At 73.8% G+C, this 26,974-nt stretch carries 19 protein-coding genes and 1 other RNA gene; 9 read left to right on the top strand and 11 right to left on the bottom strand.

Annotated features, from left to right (window positions below):
• Positions 1-195: 195 nt before the first annotated feature.
• Both HZZ00_RS03475 and HZZ00_RS03470 read right to left on the bottom strand, forming a co-directional pair.
• Entirely contained in the window at positions 196-2,556 is a 2,361-nt protein-coding gene (locus HZZ00_RS03475; RefSeq protein WP_180330822.1) for a UvrD-helicase domain-containing protein, read from the bottom strand.
• A 120-nt stretch (positions 2,557-2,676) separates the two neighbouring features.
• Positions 2,677-3,243, bottom strand: a complete 567-nt coding sequence (locus HZZ00_RS03470; RefSeq protein ID WP_180330821.1) for an ABATE domain-containing protein — start codon at positions 3,241-3,243, stop codon at positions 2,677-2,679.
• Positions 3,244-3,416: 173 nt separating this feature from the next.
• On the opposite strand from HZZ00_RS03470, the gene HZZ00_RS03465 reads away from it, so the two are divergent.
• Positions 3,417-4,238, top strand: coding sequence for a class I SAM-dependent methyltransferase (locus HZZ00_RS03465; RefSeq protein ID WP_180330820.1), 822 nt, complete (start codon positions 3,417-3,419; stop codon positions 4,236-4,238).
• A 136-nt stretch (positions 4,239-4,374) separates the two neighbouring features.
• Entirely contained in the window at positions 4,375-4,857 is a 483-nt protein-coding gene (locus tag HZZ00_RS03460; RefSeq protein ID WP_180330819.1) for a hypothetical protein, read from the top strand.
• 61 nt (positions 4,858-4,918) lie between these two features.
• Here HZZ00_RS03460 and ssrA read toward each other — a convergent pair.
• From ssrA to ftsE, 5 genes are all read right to left on the bottom strand, one after another.
• Positions 4,919-5,287: a transfer-messenger RNA gene (gene ssrA, locus HZZ00_RS03455) on the bottom strand.
• A gap of 94 nt (positions 5,288-5,381) precedes the next feature.
• Positions 5,382-5,924 carry an SsrA-binding protein SmpB gene (smpB, locus tag HZZ00_RS03450; protein WP_257585909.1) on the bottom strand — a complete coding sequence of 181 codons (543 nt, stop codon included), beginning with the start codon at positions 5,922-5,924 and terminating at the stop codon, positions 5,382-5,384.
• Positions 5,925-5,981: 57 nt separating this feature from the next.
• Positions 5,982-7,148: a S41 family peptidase gene (locus HZZ00_RS03445; RefSeq protein WP_180330818.1), complete on the bottom strand. Its 1,167-nt coding sequence runs from the start codon at positions 7,146-7,148 to the stop codon at positions 5,982-5,984.
• Between the two features lie 67 nt (positions 7,149-7,215).
• Positions 7,216-8,133, bottom strand: a complete 918-nt coding sequence (gene ftsX, locus HZZ00_RS03440) for a permease-like cell division protein FtsX (protein WP_070022696.1) — start codon at positions 8,131-8,133, stop codon at positions 7,216-7,218.
• 43 nt (positions 8,134-8,176) lie between these two features.
• Positions 8,177-8,866, bottom strand: coding sequence for a cell division ATP-binding protein FtsE (ftsE, locus tag HZZ00_RS03435; RefSeq protein WP_070022695.1), 690 nt, complete (start codon positions 8,864-8,866; stop codon positions 8,177-8,179).
• Positions 8,867-9,105: 239 nt separating this feature from the next.
• Here ftsE and HZZ00_RS03430 point away from each other — a divergent pair, with 239 nt between their 5' ends.
• Positions 9,106-9,297 (top strand): hypothetical protein, encoded by a 192-nt coding sequence (locus tag HZZ00_RS03430; RefSeq protein WP_180330816.1) that lies wholly within the window; start codon positions 9,106-9,108, stop codon positions 9,295-9,297.
• 146 nt (positions 9,298-9,443) lie between these two features.
• Here the strand turns inward: HZZ00_RS03430 and HZZ00_RS03425 are convergent, their stop codons facing one another.
• From HZZ00_RS03425 to HZZ00_RS03410, 4 genes are all read right to left on the bottom strand, one after another.
• Positions 9,444-10,229, bottom strand: a complete 786-nt coding sequence (locus tag HZZ00_RS03425) for an LPXTG cell wall anchor domain-containing protein (RefSeq protein ID WP_180330815.1) — start codon at positions 10,227-10,229, stop codon at positions 9,444-9,446.
• 303 nt (positions 10,230-10,532) lie between these two features.
• Positions 10,533-11,639, bottom strand: a complete 1,107-nt coding sequence (gene prfB, locus HZZ00_RS03420; RefSeq protein ID WP_180330814.1) for a peptide chain release factor 2 — start codon at positions 11,637-11,639, stop codon at positions 10,533-10,535.
• Between the two features lie 193 nt (positions 11,640-11,832).
• On the bottom strand, positions 11,833-13,059 hold the full coding sequence (locus HZZ00_RS03415; protein WP_180330813.1) for a serine/threonine-protein kinase: 1,227 nt from the start codon (positions 13,057-13,059) through the stop codon (positions 11,833-11,835).
• Positions 13,060-13,193: 134 nt separating this feature from the next.
• Positions 13,194-14,912: a serine/threonine-protein kinase gene (locus HZZ00_RS03410; RefSeq protein ID WP_180330812.1), complete on the bottom strand. Its 1,719-nt coding sequence runs from the start codon at positions 14,910-14,912 to the stop codon at positions 13,194-13,196.
• 360 nt (positions 14,913-15,272) lie between these two features.
• On the opposite strand from HZZ00_RS03410, the gene HZZ00_RS03405 reads away from it, so the two are divergent.
• The 6 genes from HZZ00_RS03405 (at position 15,273) to HZZ00_RS03380 (ending at position 26,973) form a co-directional block, all read left to right on the top strand.
• The gene (locus HZZ00_RS03405; protein ID WP_180330811.1) at positions 15,273-18,461 is read left to right on the top strand and encodes an FHA domain-containing protein; all 3,189 of its coding nucleotides are present in this window, start codon (positions 15,273-15,275) and stop codon (positions 18,459-18,461) included.
• 154 nt (positions 18,462-18,615) lie between these two features.
• Entirely contained in the window at positions 18,616-20,007 is a 1,392-nt protein-coding gene (locus HZZ00_RS03400) for an ABC transporter substrate-binding protein (protein WP_180330809.1), read from the top strand.
• Between the two features lie 7 nt (positions 20,008-20,014).
• Positions 20,015-21,358, top strand: coding sequence for a carbohydrate ABC transporter permease (locus HZZ00_RS03395; protein WP_180330808.1), 1,344 nt, complete (start codon positions 20,015-20,017; stop codon positions 21,356-21,358).
• Entirely contained in the window at positions 21,355-22,257 is a 903-nt protein-coding gene (locus HZZ00_RS03390; protein WP_180330807.1) for a carbohydrate ABC transporter permease, read from the top strand. The genes HZZ00_RS03395 and HZZ00_RS03390 overlap by 4 nt, the downstream gene beginning before the upstream one ends.
• A 158-nt stretch (positions 22,258-22,415) precedes the next feature.
• Positions 22,416-24,656 (top strand): bifunctional glycosyltransferase/CDP-glycerol:glycerophosphate glycerophosphotransferase, encoded by a 2,241-nt coding sequence (locus tag HZZ00_RS03385; protein WP_180330806.1) that lies wholly within the window; start codon positions 22,416-22,418, stop codon positions 24,654-24,656.
• Between the two features lie 115 nt (positions 24,657-24,771).
• Positions 24,772-26,973 (top strand): CDP-glycerol glycerophosphotransferase family protein, encoded by a 2,202-nt coding sequence (locus HZZ00_RS03380; RefSeq protein WP_180330805.1) that lies wholly within the window; start codon positions 24,772-24,774, stop codon positions 26,971-26,973.
• Position 26,974 lies beyond the last annotated feature (1 nt).

Here is a 26,974-nt window from a genome sequence, read left to right as displayed (position 1 = left end):
CGAAAAGAGGCCCACGTCACTTCCGTGACGTGGGCCTCCACGTTAAGGACACCGGCCCGCCATGCTCGCCTCGCGGCAAGTGGTCCCTCGAAGGGACGAAGGTTGGGCCCGGGGGCTTGGATCGAGCCGGTGCCGTACCCAGGCTAACAAACGGATGCCGACTGCCATTCCCCCTGCGGGCAGTTCACAGGAAAATCAGTCCCGCAGCAGGTCCGGCACCCCGGCCGCGTCCGGTTCGTCCCGTTCCCCGGAGACCACCGTGAGCTGCTGGGTGGCCCGCGTCAGCGCCACGTAGAGCACGCGCAGCCCGGCGGGGGACTCGTCCGCGATCTCCGCGGGCGAGACGACCACCGTGGCGTCGTACTCCAGGCCCTTGGCCTCCAGGCTGCCGAGCGCCACCACCCGGTCGCCGAGCCCGGCCAGCCAGCGTCTCGCCTCCTCGCGCCGGTTCATCGCGACGACCACGCCGACGGTGCCGTCCACCAGCCCGAGCAGCCGCTCGGCCTCGGCCCGCACGGTGGCCTCCAGGGACTCCCCCACGACGGTGAAGCGCGGCTCGACACCGGTGGACCGCACGGCCGTGGGCGACTCGGAGCCGGGCATCGCGAGCGCGAGCACCCGGGCGGCCAGCTCGGCGATCTCCGCCGGGTTCCGGTAGTTCACCGTCAGCCGGAAGCGGCGCCGGGGGCGGCTGCCCAGGGCCTCGTCGCGGGCCTCGGCCGCCTCGTCCGGGTCGGACCAGGACGACTGCGCCGGGTCCCCGACCACCGTCCAGGTGGCGTGCCGGCCGCGCCGGCCGATCATCCGCCACTGCATCGGCGTGAGGTCCTGTGCCTCGTCGACGATCACGTGCGCGTACTCGGTGCGCTCCTGCGCCAGCCGCTCGGCCCGCTCCCGCTGGCTCTCCTCGCGCACCGGCATCAGCTCCTCCAGGCCGGTGAGTTGGTCCAACGGGTCGAGTTCGCGCTTCCTGCGGGGCCGCGCCGGGACGCCGAGGATCGCCTGCAACTCGTCCAGCAGCGCGATGTCGTGCACCGAGTGGCCGTCCCGCTTCAGCGAGCGGGCCACCTTGCGCACCTCCCCCGGGTTCAGGATCCTGCGCGCCCAGCGGCCCAGCCGCTTCTCGTCGGCCATCGCGTCCAGCACCCGTGCCGGGGTCAGCTCCGGCCACCACGCGTCGAGGAAGCCGATGAAGGCGTCCTCGGTCGTGATGTCCTCGTCGAACGACGACCGCAGCTCTGCGGCCAGCTCCGGGTCGGTGTGCCGGGCGCCGGCCCCGGACTTCTCCCACAGGGCGTCCAGCAGCAGCTTGCGGGCGCGCGGACGCAGCAGGTTGACGGGCGCGGTGCCGCCGAGGGCGGTACGGCGGATCCGGTCCAGCTCCTCGGCCTCCAGTTCGAGCCGGCGCCCGAAGGCGACGACGCGCAGTCGGGTCGGGGCGGTCCCGGGGGCGCGCGGCCCCTCGGTGTCGTCGTCCTCGTGCCCCGCGAAAGCGGCCGGCCCCAGCTCCAGGGCGCCCCGGGCGGCCTTCCGCAGCACCTTCAGCATCCGGTGGGACCCCTTGGCCCGGGCCACGGACGGGGAGTCGTACAGCGTCGCCTCCGCGCCGTCGACCAGCGAACCGATCGCCCGGATCGCGACCTGCCCCTCCTCGCCGAGCGAGGGCAGCACGCCCTCGGTGTAGGCGACGAGCAGCGGGGTCGGCGAGACGATCAGGATGCCCCCGGCGTACCGCCGCCGGTCCTGGTACAGCAGGTAGGCGGCGCGGTGCAGCGCGACGGCGGTCTTCCCGGTGCCGGGCCCGCCCTCGACGTAGGTGATGGAGGCGGCGGGCGCCCGGATCACGAGGTCCTGCTCGGCCTGGATCGAGGAGACGATGTCCCGCATGGTGTGGCCGCGGGCCTGGCCGAGGGCGGCCATCAGGGCGCCGTCGCCGATGACGGCCAGCTCCCGGCCGTCGAGGCGGGCGGTCAGCTCGGGCCTCATCAGGTCGTCCTCGACGCCGAGCACCCGGCGCCCCTTGGACCGGATGACGCGCCGGCGCACCACCCGTCCGGGCTCCACGGGGGTGGCCCGGTAGAAGGGCGCGGCGGCGGGCGCGCGCCAGTCGATGACGAGGGGCGCGTACTCGGCGTCCAGCACGCCGATCCGCCCGATGTGCAGGGTCTCGGCGATGTCGGCGGTGTTGTCCTCGCGCACGGCTCCCTCGGCCGGCTCCACCGCCGTGTAGGCGCCGTCGGGCCCCTTCTTGCCGTCCTTCCCGAGCAGCAGGTCGATCCGCCCGAACAGGAAGTCCTCGAACTCGTTGTTGAGCCGGTTGAGGTGGATGCCGGCGCGGAAGACCTGCGCGTCCCGCTCGGCGAGCGCGCCGGGGGTGCCGACCTGGCCGCGCTTGGCCGCGTCGTTCATCAGGAACTCGGCCTCGTGGATCTTCTCCTCGAGCCGCCGGTACACCCGGTCCAGGTGTGCCTGTTCGACGCTGATCTCTCGGTCACGGGCGGAATCGTGTGCGTCCTGTACCGAGCCGACCGCGGAATGCTGAACCTGAGCGGCCACCGGGCCCCCTTCTGACGTGCTGGGCAGCCGTCAACCGTACGCGAAGGGGGCCCGCGAGGCTACGGCGCCCCACGGCGTACGGCGCGGGGAGCGGAGATCGCGCGGCGGGGCGCGGGCGGCTCACGCACGGGCGGCCAGGGTGGCCCGCCGCCGGTGCCGGGCGACCCGCTCCCGGTTGCCGCAGACCTCGCTGGAGCACCAGCGGCGGCGCCTGCCCCGGGAGGTGTCCAGATAGACGAGCGAACAGTTGTCCCCCTCGCACTCCCGCACGGCGGCCCGCGCGACGGGATCGGTGATCAGCTCCACGGCGTCCCGGGCGAGGAGGGCAAGCAGCGCGGCGGGCCCGGGTGGCGCGGCGAGTTCTCTTACGAGATCCCCACCTTGGCGGCGCACCGCGCGGGGGGCGGGGGGCGCGGCCGCGGCCAGGTCGTTGACCCGGACGAGGGCCCGCCGGTACGCCGCGGTGTCCCCGCCGCCGGGCCGCACCAACTGCTGGACGTGGCCCCGCACTTCCCGGAACCGCCCGAGCCAGGTGGCGTCGGCGTGCTCCAGCGCGGTCCCGGCCGGGACGATCCCCGCCCCCTGTATCCACGCGCACAGCGCGCCGACGGAAACCAGCTGTTCGCGGGGGTGGCCGGTGGCCAGAAGATCCAGACAAACCCGTCCGGCATCGAACCGCAGTGCCATGTGCCTGTCACCGCCTAGGCATACGGGGAGGTCTCACATCGCCCTCCTCCCACAGTGCCCGTCCGACGCGGTCCCCGGAACCCCCCGCGCCGGACGGGGGCGGCGAACATCCGCCGCCGGGACGGCGGTTGCCGCGCTCGCGTCGTCGCGCCGGGGCGCCCTACGTTGGGCGGATGACGAAGAGCGCCGCGCCGGAGGACTTCCTCCGCGCCTTCCACGCCGAGCGTCCCGCCGTGACCGCCGAGGCCTTCGGGTCGGGGCGGGCGCCCGACGGGAGGTCCAGTTACCAGCTCCTGTGCGATCAGGTCGCCGGGAGCAGGCGCGTGCTGGACCTCGGTTGCGGGGACGGGCTGTTGCTCGAACTGCTGGCCCGCGACGAGGGGCGGCGGCTCGCCGGGGTGGACCTGTCGCCGGAGTCGCTGGCGGCCGCCCGGCGCCGGCCCGCGGCGGCCGGGGCCCGGCTGGCCGTCGGGCGGGCGCAGGAACTGCCGTTCGCGGACGGCGGGTTCGACGCCTGTGTGTCGCACCTCGCGCTGATGCTCATGAACGAGATCGAGCGGGTCGCCGCGGAGATCGCGCGGGTGCTCGCGCCGGGCGGGCTGCTGGCCTGTGTGGTCGGCGGCGGCCCCGTCGGCGGGGAGGCGTTCGAGCGGTTCGGACGGCTGCTGAGGCGCGCGGTCGACGAGGCACCCGCCTCGTCGCGCGTTCCGTCCCTCGGGGACCGGCGCACACGCAGCCGTGCGGGGCTGGACGAGATCCTGCGGCCCGTGGGCTTCGGTCCCGTGCGGTGGCGGAGCGTGCCCATCGATCTCGGCGGCCCCGTGGCCCGGGTCTGGGACTCCGTCTCCGGGTTCTACGAGCTGGGCCCGCTCGACACGGCGGCCGTCGCGCGGCTCCGGGAGGACTTCTTCGCCGACGTCGCGGACCTGACGAGCCCCGAGGGCACCGTGCCCTGCGGCTTCACGGTGCACCTCGCCTCGGCCCGGCTGCGGTAGCCGACCCGGGGGCAGGGGGTGGCGTGGGCCGGTCGCGGCGGGGAGCCAGCCGGCCCTGCTGATCGGCGCGGCGCTGCACGCGGCGGTGCGGGCGGCGCCGCCCCGGTTCCCCCGGGCGGCGCCGTGGCTCGTGCCGGTGGCGCTCGCGACGGCGATGGCGGCGTTGCTGCCGCAGTCGCCGGCCACGCGCAGCTGGGACAGCCGGGTGGACGACGTCCGGGCGGTGACCGGAGAGGTGCGGCGGCTGAAGCAGGCCGGCGACGCGGTGCTGTTCGTGCCGGTCGCCCGGCGTGATTCCGCGCTGGTCTGTCCCGACGACTTCGCCGGCCTCCGGGACATCGCGCCGGCCAGGGGCCCCGTGGCGTCCGGCACGCTGAGCGGCGAGGAGGCGGCTCCGGGGCGCATACGGTCGGCGATGCCGGCGCAGCGGCGGATCCTGCTGGTCACCGACGCGGCACCGACCGACCGGCCGACGGGGCGGGACCGGACCAAGAGCGCCGTCCTGGGGCGGTACTTCACCGTGGTGGCGGACCGGCGGGCGCGCGGTCGGCGGGTGACGGTGTACGAACGGAACCGGCAAGGGCCGCCTGCGCGCCACGCCCCCGCCGGGCGCGCATGACGAAGGCCCCGCCGCTCGAAGCGACGGGGCCTTCGCCCACATGGGGTGCCCCCGGAGGGGTTCGTGGAGATGGCGGGAATCGAACCCGCGTCCAACGGTGCGGAATCAGGGCTTCTCCGTGTGCAGTTCGCTGTGCTTTTCTCGGCCCCGGCGATCACGCGAACAAGTCGCCGACGGGCCCAGTCACTGTTTGATTTCCCTCTTCACCCCGTGACCGGGATCAAGGTTTAGTTCCCTAGCTGATGCCAGGATCCGGGTCGGGAACAGCCCCGGGCTGACACTTCGCAAGTCGCTACTTAGGCAGCGAGGGCGAAGGAATCGCGCTTGGTGTTGGCGATTATTTGTTTCGGCCTGTGGTTTACGAGATCATGGCCGCTTCCTCGACACGCTTCCCCTGCTTCGACAGCCGCTGTCGAAACCGATCATCCCCATGTTGTTTTTTCAAGGTGCGCACCGGACCAGCGCCCGATGCTGCTGCCATCGTACGGGAACAACGCAGGCCGATGCCAGCGTATTCCCCGGGGCTACACGCCGCGCTGCCTCCGCTTCGCCGCCGCGATGGCGCGGTCCGACTCGCGCCGGTCCTGCTTCTCCCGCAGAGTCTGCCGCTTGTCGTACTCCTTCTTGCCCCGGGCGAGCGCGATCTCGGCCTTCGCGCGGCCGTCCCGGAAGTACACGGCGAGCGGCACGATGGTGTGCCCCGTCTCCTGGGCCTTGGACTCCAGCTTGTCGATCTCCTCGCGGTGCAGCAGCAGCTTGCGCTTGCGGCGCGCGGAGTGGTTGGTCCAGCTGCCCTGGTGGTACTCGGGGATGTGGGCGTTGTGCAGCCATGCCTCGCCCCGGTCGATCTGGACGAAGCCGTCGGTCAGCGAGGTCCGGCCCTCGCGCAGCGACTTGACCTCGGTGCCGGTGAGCACGAGTCCGGCCTCGTAGGTGTCGATGATCGCGTAGTCGTGCCGGGCCTTCTTGTTCTGGGCGACGATCTTGCGCTTGCCGCCCTTCTCGCCGTCCCGGGCCTTGCCCGCCCCGCCGCCCTGCTTGGGCTGGGACTCCTTGGGTACGTACATTCCCTTGCTCATAGTGCCGTCCATTTTCGCACTACGCGGGGGCCTCGCGGCCAGCCTTTAACGGGCGTCGCCCAGGCCGGCGAGAACCGTCTCGGCGCGCCGCAGGACGCCGTCCCCGGCCTCCAGGTCGGGTGTGATGCCCCGGCCGTCGACCGCGTGCCCCGACGGAGTCCGGTAGTGGCCCACGGTCAGCTCGGCCACCGAGCCGTCGGGCAGGTTCGTCGGCATCTGGACGGAGCCCTTGCCGAAGGTGCGGGAGCCGATCACGACCGCGCGCCCCCGGTCCTGGAGGGCGCCGGTGAGCAGTTCGGCCGCGCTCATGGTGCCGCCGTCGACCAGGACGACCAGCGGCCGGGCGGTGTCCCCGCCGGGCGCGGCGTGCAGGGCGCGCTGGGCGCCGTCGACGTCGTAGGTGGCCACCAGGCCGCCGTCGAGGAAGGCGGAGGCGGCGGCCACGGCCTCGGTGACCAGGCCGCCGGAGTTGCCGCGCAGGTCCAGGGCGATCCCGTCGCCGGCCGGCGCGGCGCGCAGTGCCTCGCGGACCTCGGCGCCCGTGCCCCGGGTGAAGGCGGCGACCCGGATCACGGTGACCCGGCCGGACCGCCGGGTCACGGTCACGGAGTCGGTGGACAGCGTGGCCCGGTGCAGGGTCTCGGTCCAGGTGCGGCCGCCGCGCTGGAGGCCGAGGGTGACGGTCGTCCCGGCGGGCGCGTCGTCGGCGTCGCCGCGCAGCAGGGAGACCACCTCGGTGACCGGCAGGCCGTCGGCCCTGGCGCCGTCGACGCTGCGCAGCCGGTCGCCGGTGCGGATGCCGGCCGCGGCGGCGGGCGAGCCGGGCCGGACGCCGGTCACCTCGATCCGGCCGTCCTGCTCGCGCGCCGCGGAGAGGCCGACGCCGGTGTAGCGGCCGTCGAGGGAGTCCTGGAACTCCTGGTACTCGCCCTCGGAGTAGACGGCGCCCCAGCGGTCCCCGCTGCGGCTGACGGCCCGTTCGGCGGCCTCCATCGGGGACGTGCCGTCGGCCATGGCCCGTGCGGCGGCCTCCCGAACGTCCTCGTGGAGCGCGGCGCCCACCGGCTCGGCGGTGGTGCGGCGCGCCGTGTGGTCGGGGTCCGGGAAGGCCCCGGTGACCGCCCCGGCGACGAGTACTCCGGCGAAGACCAAGGTCAGCGCGGCCCCTTGGCGGGCTCGGAAGGTCGGACAGAGCGGGTCGCGGCCGGACATGGCGGTGAGTCTAGGACAACGGGCCCGTCGTCACGGCCCGTTGCCCCGTCCGTCGCCTTGGTTTGCGTCACACCTTCAGGTACTTGCGCAGCGCGAAGAACGCCGCCAGGGCGGGCATCAGCACGCTGGTGGCGAGGATCAGCGGGAGCTTGGTCAACACGGCGTCCCAGCCGACGAAGTTGATGAGCGTGAGCTTGTGGGACAGGTCCATGCCGTGGTCGATCGTGAAGTACCGGCCGACCACCAGGAAGACGCAGGCCAGGCCACCGCCGATGAGCCCGGCGACGGCGGCCTCGGCGATGAACGGCGCCTGGATGTAGAAGCCCGAGGCACCGACCAGGCGCATGATGCCGGTCTCACGCCGTCGGCTGAACGCCGACACGCGCACCGTGTTGACGATCAGCAGCAGCGCCACGAACAGCATCAGTGCCATCACGCCGAGCGCGCCCCGGTTCATCAGGTTCAGCAGCTGGAAGAGGTTGTCCAGGATGCCCTTCTGGTCCTGCACCGACTGCACGCCGTCGCGGCCGTTGAACGCGGTCGCGATCACCTGGTACTTCTGCGGGTCCTTGAGCTTGATCCGGTACGACTCCTGCATCTGGTCCGGCGTGAGGGAGCCGGCCAGCGGCGAGTTGCCGAACTGCTCCTTGTAGTGCTTGTACGCCTCGTCCTGGGACTCGTACGCCACCTTCTCGACGATGGTCATCTTGTGCAGGTCGGAGAGGATCTGCTTCTTCTGGTCCTCGGTCACCGCGCCCTTGGCGCAGTGCACGTCCTGTTCGGCGTCGTGCTTGTTGCACAGGAAGATCGAGACGTTGACCTTGTCGTACCAGTAGCCCTTCATGGTGCTCACCTGGTCGCTCATCAGCAGGGAGCCGCCGAAGAGCGCCAGCGACAGGGCGACGGAGACGATGACGGCGAAGGTCATCGTGAGGTTGCGGCGGAGACCGACACCGATCTCCGACAGGACGAACTGGGGGCGCATGGCGTCGGGTTGTGCCTTTCCGTGGACGAACTGGGGCGGCGGGTCAGTGCTGGTAGCCGTAGACGCCGCGGGTCTGGTCGCGCACGAGACGTCCCTTCTCCAGCTCGATGACGCGCTTGCGCATCTGGTCCACGATGTTCTGGTCGTGCGTCGCCATGATGACGGTGGTGCCCGTCCGGTTGATCCGGTCGAGCAGTTTCATGATGCCGACGGAGGTCTGCGGGTCGAGGTTGCCGGTGGGCTCGTCGGCGATCAGCAGCTTGGGCCGGTTGACGAACGCGCGCGCGATGGCCACGCGCTGCTGCTCGCCGCCGGACAGCTCGCCGGGCATCCGGTCCTCCTTGCCGCCGAGGCCGACGAGGTCGAGCACCTGGGGCACGGACTTGCGGATCTCGCCACGGGACTTGCCGATCACCTCCTGCGCGAAGGCCACGTTCTCCGCGACCGTCTTGTTGGGCAGCAGGCGGAAGTCCTGGAAGACGGTCCCCAGCTGGCGGCGCATCTGCGGCACCTTCCAGTTGGAGAGGCGCGCGAGGTCCTTGCCCAGCACGTGCACCTGGCCGTGGCTGCACCGCTCCTCGCGGAGGATCAGCCGCAGGAAGGTGGACTTTCCGGAGCCGGAGGACCCCACGAGGAAGACGAACTCGCCCTTCTCCACTTCCAGGGAGACATCCCTGAGTGCGGGACGGGTCTGCTTGGGGTAGACCTTGGAGACGTTGTCGAATCGGATCACGGATGCACCACGGGTCGCCGGGGGTAGATGAGCGTGACCATACGCGAACCGGGTGCGCAAGCGCAGGCGCAGGCTGAGGTTGGGCAAGACTTGTACGCTTTTGCACCGCCCTTTGTATGGACCGCGTTGACGGGGGCCTCGCGCACGCCCCGGCGGAAACTGGCACAGTGGGAGGGGAACGTTCGGGTTCCCCTGAGCGTTGTACGAAGCGACAGGGCCGGTGCAAGGAGGGCGAGCGCATGACGTACGACCGGTTGGTGTGCGCGAACTGTGCGGCGCCCGTGAGCGAGGGCCGGTGCCCGGTGTGCCGCGCCAACCGCGAGCGTCTTCAGCAGGAGGGCCTCCTCGGCGGGGTCAGCCCGATGGCGCTGATCGCGCTGCTGGCGGTGCTGGTCGCCGCGCTGGCGCTGCTGGCGCACCAGACCGCGTGACCGCGGACGGGCGACCGCGACCGCGGGCCGGCGAAGGCCCCGGAAAGCCTTGAGGGCCCGGAGCGTGACGCTCCGGGCCCTTACCGTGCGTGACATGCGTACGGTCGGTGTACGCCCGTACGCGTGTCGTCAGCCGGTGACCGCGATCAGGCGGCCGCGCCGCCCCGGCCCGCCAGGCGCGGCAGGACGCGGAAGCCGATGCCGCCGGCGATCATCGTCGCGGCGCCGATCACCAGGAAGGTGGTCTGGCCGGCACCCGTCTCGGCGAGCTGCTTGCCGCTGCCGCCGCCCTGCGGCTTCGGGGAGTCCGAGCCGGTGTCGGTGAGGGCCGAGGAACCCGCCTCCTGGGAGACGTTGTCGTTGCCGCCGCCCTGCGGGGTGTCGTTGTTGCCACCGGTGCCGGAGCCGCCGCCGGTGCCCGAGCCGCCGGTGCCGCCACCGTGGTGGGAGCCGCCGCCGTTGCCGCTGCCGCCGGTGCCGTGACCGCCACCGTTGCCGTGACCGCCGCCGTTGTTGCCGGAGCCGCCGGTGCCGTTGCCCGGGTCCGGGTTACCGGGGTCGGGGTTGCCCGGGTCCGGGTTACCGGGGTCGGGGTTACCGGGGTCCGGGTTGCCCGGGTCGGGGTTACCGGGGTCGGGGTTGCCCGGGTCCGGGTTACCGGGGTCCGGGTTACCGGGGTCGGGGTTGCCCGGGTCCGGGTTACCGGGGTCGGGGTTACCGGGGTCGGGGTTGCCCGGATCCGGGTTGCCCGGGTCCGGGTTGCCGGGGTCCGGGTCGCCCGTGCCGGGGTCCGGGCAGTCAGGGGTGACGATGATGTCACAAATGGGACCGGGGTCGGCCGAGGCGACACCCGCGACACACAGCGAGGCACCGGCCGCGACCACGGCACCCGCGGCGACCCGGGCGATCCGGATCCGCGTCTTCCTAGTCATGTACTTGCTACCCCCAGTAGCGATTCGTCAATGAGGCAGCGCGTGGGGCCGGCCGTGATCGACGGAGGCAGCTGACGATTCCCGAATCAGAGTCGAGTGATTCGGTCCCCCCGGTTCACATGCGCCCCAAAGACACGCATGCCACAGTCACCTTTTCGGTTTTTCAAAGCAACGTCAAGGGCGTTGCGAGCGCATTGTCCGATAAGGGGTTTTCAGGGGGAATTGGAAGCCGTAAGCGTGTCGTAAAACTGGGGCGAAACGACAACTGCCGCCTCGCGGGCGGCAGTTGTCATGTCGACAAAGTTACTTCTCCTGCTGCTTGCGCCAGCGAATGCCGGCCTCCAGGAAACCGTCGATCTCGCCGTTGAACACGGCCTCGGGGTTGCCGACTTCGTGGTCGGTGCGCAGGTCCTTGACCATCTGGTAGGGGTGCAGCACGTACGAACGCATCTGGTTGCCCCAGGAGTTGCCGCCGTCGCCCTTGAGGGCGTCCATCTTGGCCTGCTCCTCCTGGCGGCGGCGCTCCAGCAGCTTGGCCTGGAGGACGTTCATCGCGGTGGCCCGGTTCTGGATCTGCGAGCGCTCGTTCTGGCAGGAGACGACGATGCCCGTGGGGATGTGCGTGATGCGGACCGCGGAGTCGGTCGTGTTGACGCCCTGGCCGCCGGGGCCGGAGGAACGGTAGACGTCGATGCGCAGCTCGGACTCGTCGATCTCGACGTGGTCGGACTGCTCGACGACGGGGAGCACCTCGACGCCCGCGAAGGAGGTCTGGCGGCGGCCCTGGTTGTCGAAGGGCGAGATGCGCACGAGGCGGTGGGTGCCCTGCTCGACGGAGAGGGTGCCGTAGGCGTAGGGCGCCTGGACGGCGAAGGTGGTCGACTTGATGCCGGCCTCTTCGGCGTACGACGTCTCGTAGATCTCCGTCTTGTAGCCGCGCTGCTCGGCCCAGCGCAGGTACATGCGCTGGAGCTTCTCGGCGAAGTCGGCGGCGTCGACGCCACCGGCCTCGGCGCGGATGTTGACCAGCGCCTCACGGGCGTCGTACTCGCCGGACAGGAGGGTGCGGACCTCCATCTCGTCCAGCGCCTTGCGTACCGCCGTGAGCTCGGACTCGGCCTCGGCGCGGGTGTCCGGGTCGTCCTCCTCCTCGGCCATCTCGAAGAGGACCGCGAGGTCGTCGATGCGGCCGCGCAGCGCCTCCGCCTTCCTGACCTCGGCCTGGAGGTGGGAGAGCTTGCTGGTGATCTTCTGCGCCTCGTCCGGGTTGTCCCACAGGGACGGCGCCGCTGCCTGCTCCTCAAGCACGGCGATATCTGCCCTCATCTTGTCGAGGTCCAGGACGGCCTCGATCGACTCCATGGTCGAGGAGAGGGACTTCAGCTCTTCGGAAACATCGACGACTGCCACGCAACCAGCGTAACGGCTGTGGCAAGCGACCTGCTCCGGGCGCGGGGGTGGCGGCGGCGGTCCGGCGGGTACGCCCGCGTCGTGGCCGCTCAGGCGGTTCCCCGCGGCCGCCTGGCCCGGACGGCGGTCCGGGCGGGGCCCCGGCCGCGCACCGACGACCGCACTCGCCGCCCCCGCCGGCCCCGCGGCGGAGTCACGGCGTCGACGTGCTGTGCGTGTCCCGGGGCGGTTGGTCGTCCGAGCCGGAGGCCCACCAGCCGCCGACGGCGACGAGCGCCGCGACCGCCGCCCCGGCCACGCCCAGGGTGATCCGGCGGCGGCGTACCGCGGCGCGGTGCCGGGCCGAGCCGGGGCGGGGGGCGCCGGGGGTTCGGGGGGCGCGGGCCGTGCCGTGGGCACCGCCGGCCAGCTCGTCCGGGGCCGGGACCCGCATCGAGGTGTGGGTGTCGCGGTTGGAGTCGGGGCGGGCGCCCGGCACGAGGGAGACCGCGCCCCGGCGGCGCACCGACTCGGCCCGCTCGGGGGGCGCGGAGGCCGGTTCCGTCTCGGCGGGCGGCTCGGCCGGCTCCGGCTCGTCCACGTCCAGCGGCGGCAGCCCGGCCAGCGTCGGCAGCTGCTCGCGCAGCCGCGCCGCCAGCTCCGAGGCGCGCAGCCGGGACGCGGGCGCCTTGGCGAGGCACTGCACGATCAGCTGCCACAGCTCCTCGGGGATGCCGGGGAGGGGCACGACCGTCTCGGTGACATGGCGGCGCAGGACCGCGCCGGGGTGGCCGCCGCCGAAGGGGGTGAAGCCGGCCAGCAGCTCGTACAGGACGGTGGCCAGCGCGTAGATGTCCACGGAGGCCCGCGGCGGCAGGCCCTCGACGATCTCGGGCGCGAGGTAGTCCGGCGTGCCGATGATCTTCGTCGCGCGGGTCCGGCGCGGGGCGTCGATCAGCTTGGCCACGCCGAAGTCGGTGAGCAGCGCCGGGTGGGCACCGCCGGGGCCGAGCGGGCCCTGCATGTCGAGCAGCACGTTCTCCGGCTTGACGTCCCGGTGCACGACCCCCGCCCTGTGAGCGGCGGCCAGCGCGTCGGCCACGTCGGCGACGATCGCCACGGCCGCCTCGGGGGCGAGCCGCCGCTCCCGCTCCAGGCGGGTGCGCAGATCGGTGCCGCGCACCAGGTCCATCACGAGGGCCAGGTCGTTGCCGTCGACCACCAGGTCGCGCACGGTGACGATGTGCGGGTGCTCCAGTCCGAGCAGTGCGGTGCGCTCCTGGACGAAGCGCCCGACGAGCTCCTGGTCGGAGGAGAGGTCCTCCCGCAGCAGCTTGATGGCGACGGGGCCCTCGGGTCCCTCGCCCAGCCACACCGTGCCGGCGCTGCCCCGCCCCAGGATCTGGTTCGCGGTGTACCGGCTGCCGATCTTCCGTGCCAAGACTGCTCCTACAGACGCGTGTTGTCGCCAAAGCTACGCGTCCGGCGAGCCAACCTTCACCGCGGCGACGGAAATCACCCGCCAGATGTCGACAAATCCCCTACCCGACGGGTGGGTTGCCGGCGCGCCACCGGTCAGTTGCCGCCGCCGAGGTCCTTGACCCAGCCGCTCACCTGGCCCGCCCAGTGCGTCACCTCGTGCCAGTAACCGCGCCCCTGGCCGACCCAGGTGTGCAGCGGGGTCAGCTCCCAGATCAGCCAGCTCGCCACGACCAGGATGACGATCGTGAACAGACAGCCCTTGAGGCAGCCGAGCCCGGGGATCTTCATCGGGTTGGCGCTGCGCTGCCGCGGCGGCCGGGGCTCGCGCGCGGGCCGCTGGGGCTCCGGCGGCGCGTACTGCCGGGGCTGCGGGGCGTACTGCCGGGGCTGCTGCTGCGGGGCGTGGCCGTAGCCCTGCTGGTACCCCTGCCCCTGCTGCTGCCGGCCGCGCGGCTGCGGCTGCTGCGGCCGGGGCTGCGGGGCCTGGCGCTGCGGCTGCTGCGGGCGGGCGGCCTGGCGGTGCGGCCGGTGGTGCAGCGGGTCGTCCTCCGGGGAGAGGTACTGGACCTGCGTCTGCTCGTTGCGGTCGCGGGCGGCGCGCAGCTGGTTCTGCCAGGGGTGCGGCTGCTCGGGCCCCGGCTCCTGCTGCCCCGGCCCGGTGCTCGGCAGCACGGCCGTCGGGTCGGCGGCGCCGGTGCTCGGCAGCACGGCCGTCGGGTCGGCGGCGCCGGTGTGCGGGAGGACGGCGGTGGGGTCGGCGGCGCCCGCGGGTCCCGCGGTGTGCGGCAGGACGCTGGTGGCGCCGTTCGGGTCGTAGGCGCCCGGGGGCGCGTTCGTCGGCAGCACCTGCGTGGGGTCGGCGGCTCCCGGCACGCCGGGCTCGCCCGGCACCGCGGTCGGGGCCGGGTCGGGGGCGAGCAGCGCGCCGACACCCTCGGCCGCGGCGATCGCGGCGGCGTTCGCGTGCACCCCGACGCCCGCGGCGACGACCCGCAGGCCGCGCGCCAGGTTCTCGGCGCTGGGCCGCTCCCCGGGGTTCTTGCGCAGGCAGCGCTCGATCACCGTCCACAGCGGGTCCGGGACGGTGGAGGGGCGGCGCGGCTCGGCGCTCAGGTGCTGGTGCAGCACCTCCAGGGAGGTGCCGCCGGAGAACGGCGGACGGCCGGTGACCAGCTCGTACAGCAGGATGCCGGCGCCGTAGACGTCCACGGCGGAGGTCTGCGGGCGGCCCTCGGCGGACTCCGGCGCGACGTACGCGGGCGTGCCGACGAACTCCTGGGTGCGGGTCAGGCCCGGGGAGTCGGCGAGGCGGGCGATGCCGAAGTCGGTCAGCATCGGGTGCATCTCGCCGTCCTGCTGCTTGAGCAGCACGTTGGCGGGCTTCAGATCGCGGTGCACGACGCCGTCGGCGTGGCTCGCGGCGAGCGCGTCGGCGATCTGGGCGGTCAGCAGGGCGGCGGCGACCGGCGTCAGGGGGCCGTTCTCGCGCAGGTAGCGGTGCAGGTCGGGGCCGTCGACGAGGTCCATGACCAGCGCCAGCAGCTCCCCCTCCACCACCAGGTCGCGGACCCGGACGATGTTGGGGTGGGTGAGCCGGAGCAGGACGGAGCGCTCCCGCAGGAAGCGCATCACGATGTCCGGGTCGCTCGCCAGCTCCTCCTTCAGGACCTTGATGGCGACCGTTTCGCCCGGCTGGCCGGGTACGGCCGCCTCCTCGCCCGCGGTCTCGCGCTGGCGGGCACGCCAGACGGTGCCTGTGGCGCCGCGTCCGAGCGGCTCCTCAAGCAGGTACTTGCTGCCGACTGGCCGCACGTCACGCGCTCCCTGCTGGTTGCTGTTGCTTGCCTTGCGTTCCGGTTGTTCCGACCCACTGTAGTGCCGCCCCAAGGGGCACCACGTAAGCGTTCCCGACCATGTTCGAAGGGAAGACGCGTCACTTCGACAGGTGGTTGCCACCCGATGTACGTGACCGATCTCAACTGATCGATGACGCCATCCTGGTCAGGCACTTTTGGGGGCAGAGCCGACCATTCAAGATCACTTCTCGCCGGGTGGCGGGCACGCCGTCGACGGCAGGTGCGAGGATGCTCCCCGTACTGGCCGACGTGCTCGTGTGGGGTGGGGGGTAGTCCGCGCCCGCGCAGACCCGCGCAGAAGGGACCGCTGACGCCGATGCAGATCCGGCTGACCGTCGTAGACCCGCTGGGCCCGCCCGCGCAGCGGGGCCGTGCCGCGAGCCGCGACGTGCTGGTCACGGCGCCCGCGGGCACCGACCTCGCCGCGGTCGCGTCCGCGCTGGCCGGGGCGGTCACCGGAGAGGGCGCCGGACGGGACGCGGGTGGCGCGGCCGTCGTGCTCTACGCCGACGCGGTACGTCTCGACCCGCGCCGCGCCGTCCTCGGCGAGCCCCCGCTGGTCGACGGCGCCGTCCTGTCCCTGGGCGCGCCCGCGGCCGCCGAGCCGCACCCCGGGCCGGACGACGCGCCCACCCGGCTGCACGTGGTGGCCGGGCCGGACGCGGGCGGGGTGCACCTGCTGCACGGCGGGCGGATCACCATCGGCCGCTCCGCCGACGCGGACGTACCGCTGGACGACCCCGACGTGTCCCGTCTGCACTGCGCGGTGACGGTGGGCGCGGACGGCCGGGTCTCCGTGGCCGACCTCGGCTCCACGAACGGCACGACGCTGGACGGGGCCCGGGTGGGCGAGCGCCCGGTACGGGTGCCCTCCGGGAGCCTTGTGCGGGTCGGCGAGTCGGCGCTGCGGGTCGCGGCCGGCGGGGTTCCCGGCGGGGACCGGCCGCGGGTCGTCGCCGACGGCGAGGGCTGCGTCCGGGTCGCCCCGGGGACCTCTCCCGGTGCCGGCGCGGACACCACCCCTCCCCTCGGTCCTCCCGTCGCCGGCCGCGCCGAGGCGGACGGCACCGCGCACGCCTACGGCTCCGTCCCGTGGGGGACCGCCGTCGCCGGCCACCAGGTCGAGGACTCGGCCACGGGGAGCGGGGACACCCACGCGGGCCGGTTCGGCGTCGGCGGCGGGGCGCAGCCGGTCCGGCGGCGGGGGCTCGGCGCGTGGGCCCGGCGGCTGGCCGGTTCGCGCGCGGAGCAGCCGGAGGCCGACCCGCGGGCGTACGGCGAGGCGGCCCCGGCCGACGGCGGCCCGGACGCCGATGCCGCCCGGCGGCCCGAGACCTGGCCCGATCCCGCCGCGCTGCTGCTGACCGCGCTCGGCCCCGGTCCCCGGCTGTGGGAGCGCGGTCCGGGACACCCGGAGGCCCTGACCGTACGGCTCGGCACCGCCGACCGGAGCACCCCGAACGGCTCGGGCGTGCTGCCCGCCGTGCCGATGACCGCGGCCCTGCGCGAGGCGGGCGCGCTGGGCCTCGCCGGTCCCCGGCCCCGGCTGTCCGGGCTGGCCCGCGCGGTGCTGGCCCAGCTCGCCGCGCTGCACTCGCCGGACCTGCTGGAGATCGTGCTGATCAGCGCAGACGGTTCCCGTCCGGTGGAGGAGCGCACGGCCGAGTGGTCCTGGCTGGGCTGGCTCCCGCACGTCCGCCCGAACCACGGCCAGGACTGCCGGCTGCTGCTCGCCTACGACCGTGAGCAGGCGGCCGCGCGCACCGGGGAACTGCTGCGCCGGGTGGACGACTTCACCGCGGCCGGCGGCAACACGGCGACGGCGGTCAACGCCCCGCGCATCCCGGCGCAGGCGCAGGCCCCCTACCCCCGGCGGCAGCCGCCCGCGCCCGCCGCTCCCCTCTCCTCCTCCCCCCGCCGCCCCTCCTGGGCCAAGGACGACTCCGAACTGGGCGCGGCGAGCGGCTTCCCCGGCCCCTACACCGTCGTGGTGGTGGACGGCGACCCCGGCGGCACCGCGCTCCAGGAGGCCCTAGCGCGGCTGGCCGCGGTGGGCCCGCGGGTCGGCGTGCACGTGGTGTGTCTGGCCGAGGTGCCGGCCGCCTCGGCCGCGTCGCCGGTGGGGCGGACGTACGCGGCGGCCTGCACGGTGGCGCCGACGTTCCGGCACTGCGGTGCCGTGGCGCTGCTCAGCGGTGACGTGGCGAGCGCCCTCCAGCTGATGCGGGTGGCGCCGGGCGGCCCGGTGGAGCCCGGTGTGCTCGCCACGGTGGACGCGGTGTCCCCGGCGTGGGCGGAGCGGTTCGCGCGGGCGCTGGCGCCGCTGCGTCCGGACGGCCCGGCCCCCGAGGGGCAGGCCCTGGTGGCCACGCCGCTGCCGCGGTCGGCACGGCTGCTGGACGAGCTGGGGCTGGCCCGCGCCACCCCGGGCTCGCTGATGGCCCGCTGGGCGGACGCGGCCGACGACACGGAGGCGCTGGGCGGCCGGGCCCGCGCGGTGCTCGGTGCCGGACCGCACGGCCCGGTCACCGCGGACCTGGTGGCCGACGGGCCGCACCTGCTGATCGAGGGGCCGCCCGGCAGCGGCCGCACGGAGCTGCTGCGGTCCGTGGTGGCCTCGCTGGCCGCCGCGGAGCGGCCGGACCGGCTGGGCATGGTGCTCATCGACGGGCGGGACGGCGTCGGCACGGGCGGCGGGCGCACCGAGGGTCTGCGGGTCTGTGTGGAGATACCCCACGTCACCACCCATCTGATCGCCAACGACCCGATGCGCATGCGGGAGTTCGCCCAGTCGCTGAGCGCGGAGCTCAAGCGGCGGGCGGAGCTGCTGGGCCGGACCGACTTCGCGCAGTGGCACGCGGGGCGCGCGGTCTCCGGCCGTATCGTCGCGCAGCGCACCCCGGCCGGTGCCGGGGACATCGAGGCGCCGCCCAGCTCCACGCTGCGGCTGCGACCGGGCGCGGCGGTACGGCAACGCGCCGAGGAGGTACCGCCGTTGCCTCGGCTGGTGGTGGTCGTGGACGACCTGGACGCGCTGGTCTCCCCCGCCCTCGGCGCGCCCGGCCGGCCCGCGGCCGGGTCGGTGACGCGGGCCCTGGAGGCGGTGGCCCGGGAGGGCGAGCGGCTGGGCGTGCACCTGGTCGCGGCGGCCGCCCCTGGGGGCCGTACGGCGGAAAGCGAGCCGGCCCGCCGGGCCGCGCTGCGCGTCACACTGGCCGCGGTCAGGCAGGGCCCGGACGAACCGGCGCCCGGCCGCGGGCGGTTGACGCATCCGGACGGCGCGGCGGTGGAGTTCCAGGGCGGCCGGGTGACCGGACGCATCCCCCGTACCGCGACCCAGCGGCCCACGGTCGTCCCGCTGGACTGGCAGCGCATGGGCGATCCGCCGGCCCGCCGACCGGTCCGCGAACTCGGCAACGGTCCCACCGACTTGGCCCTCCTGGCCAGCGCCGTGGAACGCGCCGCCCGCCAGGTCTCGGCCTCCCGGGTGCCCTCCCTGCTGTAGGCGGCCGGAAGGCGCATACGGCCACGGTCACGAGCCGGTCACGATCACCCGCGCAGGACCGTAGGCGCTCTTGCCCAGCCCGAGCGGCCCGGCGTACACCGGAGCGCACGGACAGTGTTCTGACGTTCAACGGAGAACGACGAACGGGGAAGTGATGCGCAGCAAGAGCAGCACCATCCGGACCGGCAGGGCCACCACCGTGCTCGCCGCCCTGCTCGCGGGGGGCCTCGCGCTCACCGCCTGCTCCGGCGGGGAGAAGGACGACGGTGGCGCCAAGGGCGGCAAGGACGGCGGGAGTTCGGCGCCCGCCGGGGACGCGGTCTCCCTGCCCAGACTGGACGGCGCGCGGTTGGAGATCGCCGCCGTGTGGACCGGCCAGGAGCAGGCGAACTTCAAGAAGGTGCTCGCCGAGTTCGAGCGGCGCACCGGCGCCAAGGTCACCTTCGTGCCCGCCCAGGACCCGATCATCAACTTCCTCGGTTCGAAGATCGCGGGCGGCCAGCCGCCGGACGTGGCGCTGCTGCCGCAGCCCGGCGCGATCAAGCAGGCCGTGGACAAGGGGTGGGCCAAGCCGGTCGGGCCCGAGGCCCAAAAGGAGCTGGCGGAGAACTACTCGCAGGGCTGGCAGGACATCGGGAAGGTCGGCGGCAAGCAGTACGGCATCTACTACAAGGCCGCCAACAAGTCGCTGGTCTGGTACAACGCCAAGGTCTTCGAGAACGCGGGCGCCAAGGAGCCCACCACCTGGAAGGACCTGCTGACCACGGCGCAGGCGGTGTACGACTCCGGGGTCACGCCCTTCTCGGTGCCGGGCGCGGACGGCTGGCCGCTGACGGACTGGTTCGAGAACGTCTATCTGTCGCAGGCGGGCCCCGAGAAGTACGACCAGCTCGCCCAGCACAAGATCAAGTGGACCGACCCCTCGGTGAAGCAGGCGCTGCAGACGCTCGCGCAGATCTGGGGCAAGAAGGACTACCTGGCGGGCGGCCAGAAGGGCGCGCTCCAGACGGAGTTCCCGGCCTCGGTCACCCAGACCTTCACCGGCGGCGACCAGCCGAAGGCGGCGATGGTCTACGAGGGCGACTTCGCGCAGGTCAACATCGGTGAGACCAAGGCGAAGGTGGGCACCGACGCCAAGGTGTTCCCGTTCCCGGCCGTCGGCTCGGCCGCGCCCGTGGTCTCCGGCGGTGACGCGGCGGTGGTCCTGAAGGACTCCAAGGCGGCGCAGGCCCTGATGACCTTCCTCGCCTCCCCGCAGGCGGCAACGATCCAGGCGAAGCTGGGCGGCTACCTCTCGCCGAACAAGAACGTCCCGATCTCGGCGTACCCGAACAGCGTCCAGCAGAAGATCGCCAAGGCGCTGATCGCGTCCGGCGACGACTTCCGCTTCGACATGTCCGACCAGGCGCCGCAGGCCTTCGGCGGCACCCCGGGCAAGGGCGAGTGGAAGGACCTCCAGGACTTCCTGAGGAACCCCGGCGACGTGGCGGGTGCCCAGGCCGCGCTGGAGAAGGACGCGGCGGCCGCGTACGGAAGCGGGAGCTGATCCGGCGATGGCGTCGGCAGCTGCGGCCGGGGCCCCACCGGGTCCCGCCGCGTCCCGTCCCCGCAAGAGCGTGACCGGCACCCGCAAGACCGTGGCAGTGCTGTTCCTGCTGCCCGCGCTGGTGCTGCTGGGCGCGCTCGTGGTCTACCCGATCGGGTACTCGGTCGTCCGCAGTTTCGGTACGAATTCGGGGCACGGCTTCGCCGGTCTCGACAATTACCGGACGGTCTTCACCGACGACGGCATCCTCACGGCGCTGAAGAACAACGTCATCTGGGTGGTGTTCGCGCCCACCGTGTCCACCGCGCTCGGGCTGATCTTCGCGGTGCTGACCGAACGGGTGCGCTGGGGAACGGCGTTCAAGCTGGTCGTCTTCATGCCGATGGCGATCTCGATGCTCGCGGCCGGGATCATCTTCCGGCTGGTGTACGACCAGGACCCCGGCAAGGGCGTCGCCAACGCGGTGTGGGTGTCGGTGCACGACAGCTTCGCCCAGTCCTCGGCCTTCCCCATGGCGCACCCGGGGCGCCGGTCACCGCTGGTGGCCCAGGGCGGCGGCTTCGTCACCAGGGCCGTGGTGCACGCCGGGCAGCCGGTCGCCCTGCCGCTCGTCGGCGTCGCCCCCGACAAGATGCCGGGCGGCGCGAAGCGGGCGGCGGCCGCGAAGGCCGAGCCGGGCAAGGTGACCGGCACCACCTGGCAGGACTTCACCCGCGGCAAGGGCGTCGGCCGGCTCGGCGCGCCCGACCCGAGCGAGGTGGGCTACCCGGGGATGCGGATCGAGGCGGTGAAGGACGGCAAGGTGGTGGCCTCGGCGAAGGCGGCCGACGACGGCACCTTCACGCTGCCCGCGGCGGCGGACGGGGCCCGGCTGCGGCTGCCGGCCGCCAACTTCCGGGAGCCGTACAACGGGGTGCAGTGGCTGGGTCCCGCGCTGGTCACCCCCGCGATCATCGGTTCGTACGTCTGGATGTGGGCGGGTTTCGCGATGGTGCTGATCGCGGCCGGACTCGCGGGCGTGCCACGGGAGTTGCTGGAGGCCGCGCGGGTGGACGGCGCCAACGAGTGGCAGGTGTTCCGCCGGGTCACCGTGCCGCTGCTGGCGCCGGTCCTCGCGGTCGTCACCGTCACCCTGATGATCAATGTGCTGAAGGTGTTCGACCTCGTCTACATCATCGCCCCCGGCTCCTCCCAGGACGACGCCAACGTGCTCGCCCTGGAGCTGTACCGCAGGGGCTTCGCGGAGGGCCAGCCGGGCGTCGCGAGCGCGATCGCGGTGTTCCTGCTGCTGCTGGTGATCCCGGTGATGCTGTTCAACGTCCGACGGCTGCGACGGGAGGTGCGGCGATGACGGCGACCGCCACCGAGGTGCGCGCGCCGGCGCCCGCCGTCCGGGCCCGGCCCTCGCTCGGCGCGAGGATCACCGAGCGGCTGGGCGGCGGGGCCGTCCGCGTCTTCCTCGTCCTCGTCGGCCTGTTCTGGCTGGTGCCGACCATCGGGCTGCTGATCTCCTCGCTGCGCTCGCCCGACGACATGAGCGCGAGCGGCTGGTGGACGGTGTTCACCAAGCCCTCCCAGCTGACCTTCGACAGCTACCGCAAGCTGCTGGAGAACGGCGACATCACCCACTCCCTGCTGAACACGGTGCTGATCACGGTCCCGGCGACGGTCCTGGTCGTGGTCATCGGCTCGCTCGCCGGATACGCGTTCGCGTGGCTGGAGTTCCCGGGCCGGGACTGGTGGTTCCTCGGCGTGGTGAGCCTGCTGGTGGTGCCGGTGCAGGTGGCCCTCATCCCGATCGCCGAACTGTTCGGGAAGATCGGCCTGTTCGGGTCGATCCTCGGGGTGGTCCTGTTCCACACCGGCTTCGGTCTGCCGTTCGCGGTGTTCCTGCTGCGGAACTTCTTCGCGGAGATCCCGCGCGAACTGCTGGAGGCCGCCCGCCTCGACGGCGCCGGTGAACTGCGGTTGTTCGCCCGGGTGGTGATGCCGCTCGGTGGACCGGCCATCGCCAGCCTCGGCATCTTCCAGTTCCTGTGGGTGTGGAACGACATGCTGGTGGCCCTGGTGTTCACCAAGTCCGGCACCCAGCCGATCACGGTCGCGCTGCAGACGCAGGTACGCCAGTTCGGCAACAACATCGACGTGCTGGCACCCGGCGCGTTCATCTCCATGGTGATCCCGCTGGCCGTGTTCTTCGCGTTCCAGCGGCAGTTCGTCTCCGGCGTGATGGCGGGCGCGGTCAAGTAGGCGCCGGCCGAGTCGTGTGCTGAGGGGGGTGGGTCCGGGAAGGGCCCGCCCCCCGCCGTTCGCCCGGTGTCCCCCGAATGCCGTACGGGACGTAACCGATTCACTCCATCGGCCGTTTCCGGGCACAACGCCCCGCGCCGCACACCCATGGATGTCCCGTGCCCAGGTTCAGTGTCATCGTCCCCGCGTACCAGGTCCAGGCGTATCTCTCCGCGTGCCTGGACTCGGTGCTCTCCCAGTCGTACACGGATCTCGAACTGATCGCCGTGGACGACCGTTCGCCGGACGCGTGCGGGGCGATCATCGACGAGTACGCGGCCCGCGACCCCCGGGTGAAGCCGGTGCACCTGGCCGAGAACCGGGGGCTCGGGCGGGCCCGGAACGCGGGCATGGCCAAGGCGAGCGGCGACTACCTGGTCTTCCTGGACGGCGACGACACCCTCACCCCGGGCGCGCTGCGGGCCATCGCCGACCGGATCGGGGCGACCGGCGACCCGGACGTGCTGGTGTACGACTACGAGCGCACGTACTGGGACGGCCGGCGGGTGCGCAACCACCTCCGGGCCGAGCTGACCGAGCGGGGCCCGGCGCCCTTCCCGCTGACCGACCGGCCGGGGCTGCTCCGGGTGCTGATGGTGGCCTGGAACAAGGCGTACCGGCGGGAGTTCGTGACCGAGCGGGGCTTCGCGTTCCCGCCGGGCTACTACGAGGACACCCCCTGGACCTTCCCGGTGCTGATGACGGCCGGGTCGATCGCGACCCTGGACCGGGTGTGCGTGCACTACCGGCAGCGCCGCCGGGGCAACATCCTGTCCACCACCAGCCGGCGGCACTTCGATCTGTTCGACCAGTACGAGCGGGTCTTCGCCTATGTCGCCGACCATCCCGAACTGGGTCACTGGAAGCCGGAGTTGTTCTGCCGGATGATCGACCACTACGGGGTGGTGTTCACCCGGCGGGACCGGCTGCCGCGCGGCAGCCACCGGGAGTTCCTGCACCGGGCCCGCGCCCACCACCGCCGCTACCGGGTGCCGGGAACCCGGCTGCGGCGGCGGCACGTCCTGATCCGGTTCGGGCTGCACCGCACCTTCCGGGCGCTGCTGCTGGCCGCGGCCGCCCGCCGGCGCGCGCAGCGCACCCTGACCGGACTGGCGCGCGCCGTGCGCCGCGGCGCGCTCGCGCTGCACTACCGGATCCAGCGGCGCCTGCCGCTGCGCCCCGACCGGGCGGTGTTCGCCGCCGGCGGCGGATACGGCGGCGACCCGGCCGCGCTGGAGGAGGCCTTCGGGCGGTACGCCCCGCACGTGCGCACCGCCTGGCTCGCCGACCCCTCCTACCGGGGCCCGCTGCCGCCCGGCGCGCGCCGCATCGCCCCCGGCACGGCCGCCCACTGGACGGCACTGGCCCGCGCCGGCTACCTGGTCGGCGACGACCACCTCACCCGCGGGCTGCGCAAGCGGCCGGGGCAGATCCTCGTCCGCACCCTGGAGGGCACCCCGCTCGCGCACACCGGCCTGGACCTCCAGGAACGCCCGGCGGCGGCCCGCGGCACGGACTTCGAGGCGCTGCTGCGGGACGTCGACCAGTGGGACCACGTGATCTCCGGCAACCGGCACTCCACCCTCACCTGGGAGCGCGTCTACCCGGGCCGCTACACCGCCCTGGAGTACGGCAGCCCGCGCACCGACGTCTTCCAGCGCGCCACCCGGGAGGACGTGGCCCGGCTGCGCGCCCGGCTGGGCATCCCCTCGGGCGCCGTCGCGATCCTCTACGCGCCCGCCCGCCGCGAGCACTGCCGCACCCAGCACCCGCCGCTGGACCTGGAACTGCTCGCGCACCGGCTGGGCCCGCGCTTCGTGCTGCTGGCCCGCGTGCCCGGGGACGCGCCCGTCGAGGGTCCCCGGGTCGTCGACGTCGGCGCGCACCCCTGCGTCCAGGAGCTGTGCCTCGCCTCGGACGCGCTGCTCACCGACCACGCGCCGCTGCTCTTCGAGTACGCGGCCCTGGACCGGCCGATCGTGCTGCACACCGGGGACCGGGCGGCGTACGAGACCGTGCACGGCGCCTACGTCGACCTGCGGGCCGTGCCGCCGGGCGAGACGGGGTGGGACGAGGAGGGGCTGGCCGACGTCTTCACCGGCGGCGACTGGAACGGCGCGCGGGCCGCGACGCTGCGGGCCGCGTTCCGGGAGCGGTTCTGCCCGTGGGACGACGGGCGCGCCGCCGAGCGGGTCGTACGGCACGTGGTGCTGGGGCGGACCGACCCGGCGCCGGTGGTGCCGCCCGCCGAGCGGCGGCCGGTGCCGTCCGCCGCCGCGGCCGCGACCCGGTCCGCGCTGGCCACCGTGCCGCGCCCGGGGGGCCCGCGTCCCGTCACCGGGGCCGCCGAACACCGTTGATCCCACCGGGAGTTCCCATGCCCCGCGGCTCGACGCGGCCCGCCCCGAGCCGGCCGTCCACCTGGCGTCCGGCGGGACGGCCCGGCCGCGTCCGCAAGACGACAGAAAGAGCAGAATGCCCCGCTTCAGCATCATCGTCCCCTCCCACGGGGTCGCCGGCCGGCTGTCCCAGGCCCTGGACTCGGTCCTCGGCCAGTCCTTCGGCGACCTGGAGCTGATCCCGGTCTGCGACGGGCCCGACGCCCCGGCCGCCGAGGTGGCCGCCGGGTACGCCGGGCGGGACCCCCGGGTGGCCCCGGTCCACTCGCCGCCGTCGGCCGGTCTCGGCGGAGCGCGCAACGCCGGGATGCGGGCGGCGAGCGGTACCTATCTGCTGTTCCTGGACGGCGACGACCTGCTGCTGCCGGGCGCGCTCGCCGCCCTGGACGCCCGGCTGGCCGGGACCGCCGGGGTGGACGTGCTGTACGCGGAGCACGAACGCGCCCCCTGGTGGGAGGGCGAGCCGGCCAATCCGGTGGCGCCGCTGCTCGCCCGGGCCCCCGAGGGCGCCTTCGCCCCCGCCGAGCTGCCGCACCTGACCGGCGTCCGGCTGCCCGCCTGGAGCGCGGTGTACCGGCGCGCCTTCCTCGCCGAGCACCGGCTGGTCTTCCCGGACGGCCACTTCACCGACGTCGGCTGGGGCGGGCTGACCTCGCTCGCCGCCGAGCGGATCGCGGTGCTGCGCCGGGTGGTGGTACGGCACCGGCTGCGCCGGCAGGGCAGCCGGCTGAACCAGCCCGGGCCGGAACAGCTCGCCCTGCTGGACCAGGTGGAGCTGGTGCTGGAGCGGGCGGCCGGGTGCGCCCTGCCCGCCGAGCGCACCGGGCCCCTCTTCGACCAGCTGTTCGCGGTGGTGCTGAGGACGGCGTCCCGGCCGGAGCGGCTGCCCTCGGGGCACCGGGCGTTCTTCCGCCGCGCGGCCCGCCTCTACCGGCGCTTCCGGCCGGCCGGGCACCGGATGCCGCGCGGCAGCCTGGGGGTGCAGCACCGGCTGCTGGCGGTGGGCGCCTACGACGCGTTCCGCGCGCTGCGCGAGGCCAACCGGCTGACCGGCAGGGCCGCCGCGACCCTGCCCCGCCCGCACGCGGTGCGCACCCGGCTGCGCTACCGCGCCGCCCTGCACCGCCCCCTCGATCCGAACCTGGCCGTGTACTGCGCCTACTGGGGCCGCGGCTACGCCTGCAACCCGGCCGCGATCCACGCCAAGGCCCGCGAACTCGCCCCGCACATCCGGTCGGTGTTCCTGGTGGAGGCCGGCCGGGAGCACACCATGCCGCGGGACGTGGAGTACGCGGTGCTCGGCTCGCACCGCGCCTGGGAGCTGCTGGCCCGCGCCACGTATCTGATCAACAACGCCAACTTCGCCGATGGCGTGGTCAAGCGGCCCGGCAGCGTGCACCTGCAGACCCAGCACGGCACCCCGCTGAAGACGATGGGCGTGGACCAGTCGACGTACCCCGTGGTGGCCGCGCGGTCCGGCAGCTACACCCGGCTGCTCGGCCGGGTCGGCCGCTGGGACTTCAACCTGTCCGCCAACCGCCACTCCACCCGGATGTGGGAGCGCGCCTTCCCCGGCTCCTGGGAGGCGCTGGAGTACGGCTATCCGCGCAACGACGTCTACTACACCGCGACCGCCGACGACGTGGCCCGGGTCAGGCGGGAGCTGGGCGTCCCCGAGGGCCGGCTCGCCGTGCTCTACGCGCCCACCCACCGCGACCACCACACCGGCTTCGAACCGGGCCTGGACCTGGAGGAGTTCTGCCGGGCGGCCGGCGAGGACGTCGTGGTCCTGCTGCGCGCCCACTACTTCTACGACCGGGGCGGCGCCCGGCACTCGGACCGGATCATCGACGTCACCGCGCACCGCTGCGCCGAGGACGTGTGCCTGGCCGCGGACGCGCTGGTCACCGACTACTCCTCCATCATGTTCGACTACGCCAACCTGGACCGGCCGATCGTCGTCTACGCCGACGACTGGGACGTCTACCGGCGCACCCGGGGCGTCTACTTCGACCTGCCGGCCGAGCCGCCCGGGCCGGTCGCCCGCACCCCCGGGGAGCTGGCCGCCGTCTTCCGCGACGGCTCGTACGCGGGCGCCGGGTCGGCGGCGCTGCGGGCCGCGTTCCGCGCGCGCTTCTGCCAGTTCGACGACGGCCGGGCCGCCGAACGCGTCGTACGGCGGGTGCTGCTCGGCGAGCCGCCGGAGGCGATCGCGCCGGTGCTCCCGCTCGCCGAGCGCGTCCCCGCCCCGGCCGCCGCGACCCTCGTGAGGAGCTGAC

It is taken from the genome of Streptomyces sp. NEAU-sy36 (assembly GCF_013423905.1).
GTDB lineage: Bacteria > Actinomycetota > Actinomycetes > Streptomycetales > Streptomycetaceae > Streptomyces > Streptomyces misionensis.
The sequence above is the reverse complement of the archived record's forward strand: the minus strand, read 5'-3'. Positions and strand labels throughout refer to the sequence as shown.

Excerpts from the sequence above, each read along its gene's own strand:
- HZZ00_RS03470 (WP_180330821.1), bottom strand. The coding sequence starts at position 3,243 with ATGGCACTGCGGTTCGATGCCGGACGGGTTTGTCTGGATCTTCTGGCC.
- HZZ00_RS03465 (WP_180330820.1), top strand. The coding sequence starts at position 3,417 with ATGACGAAGAGCGCCGCGCCGGAGGACTTCCTCCGCGCCTTCCACGCC.
- smpB (WP_257585909.1), bottom strand. The coding sequence starts at position 5,924 with ATGTACGTACCCAAGGAGTCCCAGCCCAAGCAGGGCGGCGGGGCGGGC.
- HZZ00_RS03445 (WP_180330818.1), bottom strand. The coding sequence starts at position 7,148 with ATGTCCGGCCGCGACCCGCTCTGTCCGACCTTCCGAGCCCGCCAAGGG.
- ftsX (WP_070022696.1), bottom strand. The coding sequence starts at position 8,133 with ATGCGCCCCCAGTTCGTCCTGTCGGAGATCGGTGTCGGTCTCCGCCGC.
- HZZ00_RS03430 (WP_180330816.1), top strand. The coding sequence starts at position 9,106 with ATGACGTACGACCGGTTGGTGTGCGCGAACTGTGCGGCGCCCGTGAGC.
- HZZ00_RS03425 (WP_180330815.1), bottom strand. The coding sequence starts at position 10,229 with ATGACTAGGAAGACGCGGATCCGGATCGCCCGGGTCGCCGCGGGTGCC.
- HZZ00_RS03405 (WP_180330811.1), top strand. The coding sequence starts at position 15,273 with ATGCAGATCCGGCTGACCGTCGTAGACCCGCTGGGCCCGCCCGCGCAG.
- HZZ00_RS03400 (WP_180330809.1), top strand. The coding sequence starts at position 18,616 with ATGCGCAGCAAGAGCAGCACCATCCGGACCGGCAGGGCCACCACCGTG.
- HZZ00_RS03395 (WP_180330808.1), top strand. The coding sequence starts at position 20,015 with ATGGCGTCGGCAGCTGCGGCCGGGGCCCCACCGGGTCCCGCCGCGTCC.
- HZZ00_RS03390 (WP_180330807.1), top strand. The coding sequence starts at position 21,355 with ATGACGGCGACCGCCACCGAGGTGCGCGCGCCGGCGCCCGCCGTCCGG.
- HZZ00_RS03380 (WP_180330805.1), top strand. The coding sequence starts at position 24,772 with ATGCCCCGCTTCAGCATCATCGTCCCCTCCCACGGGGTCGCCGGCCGG.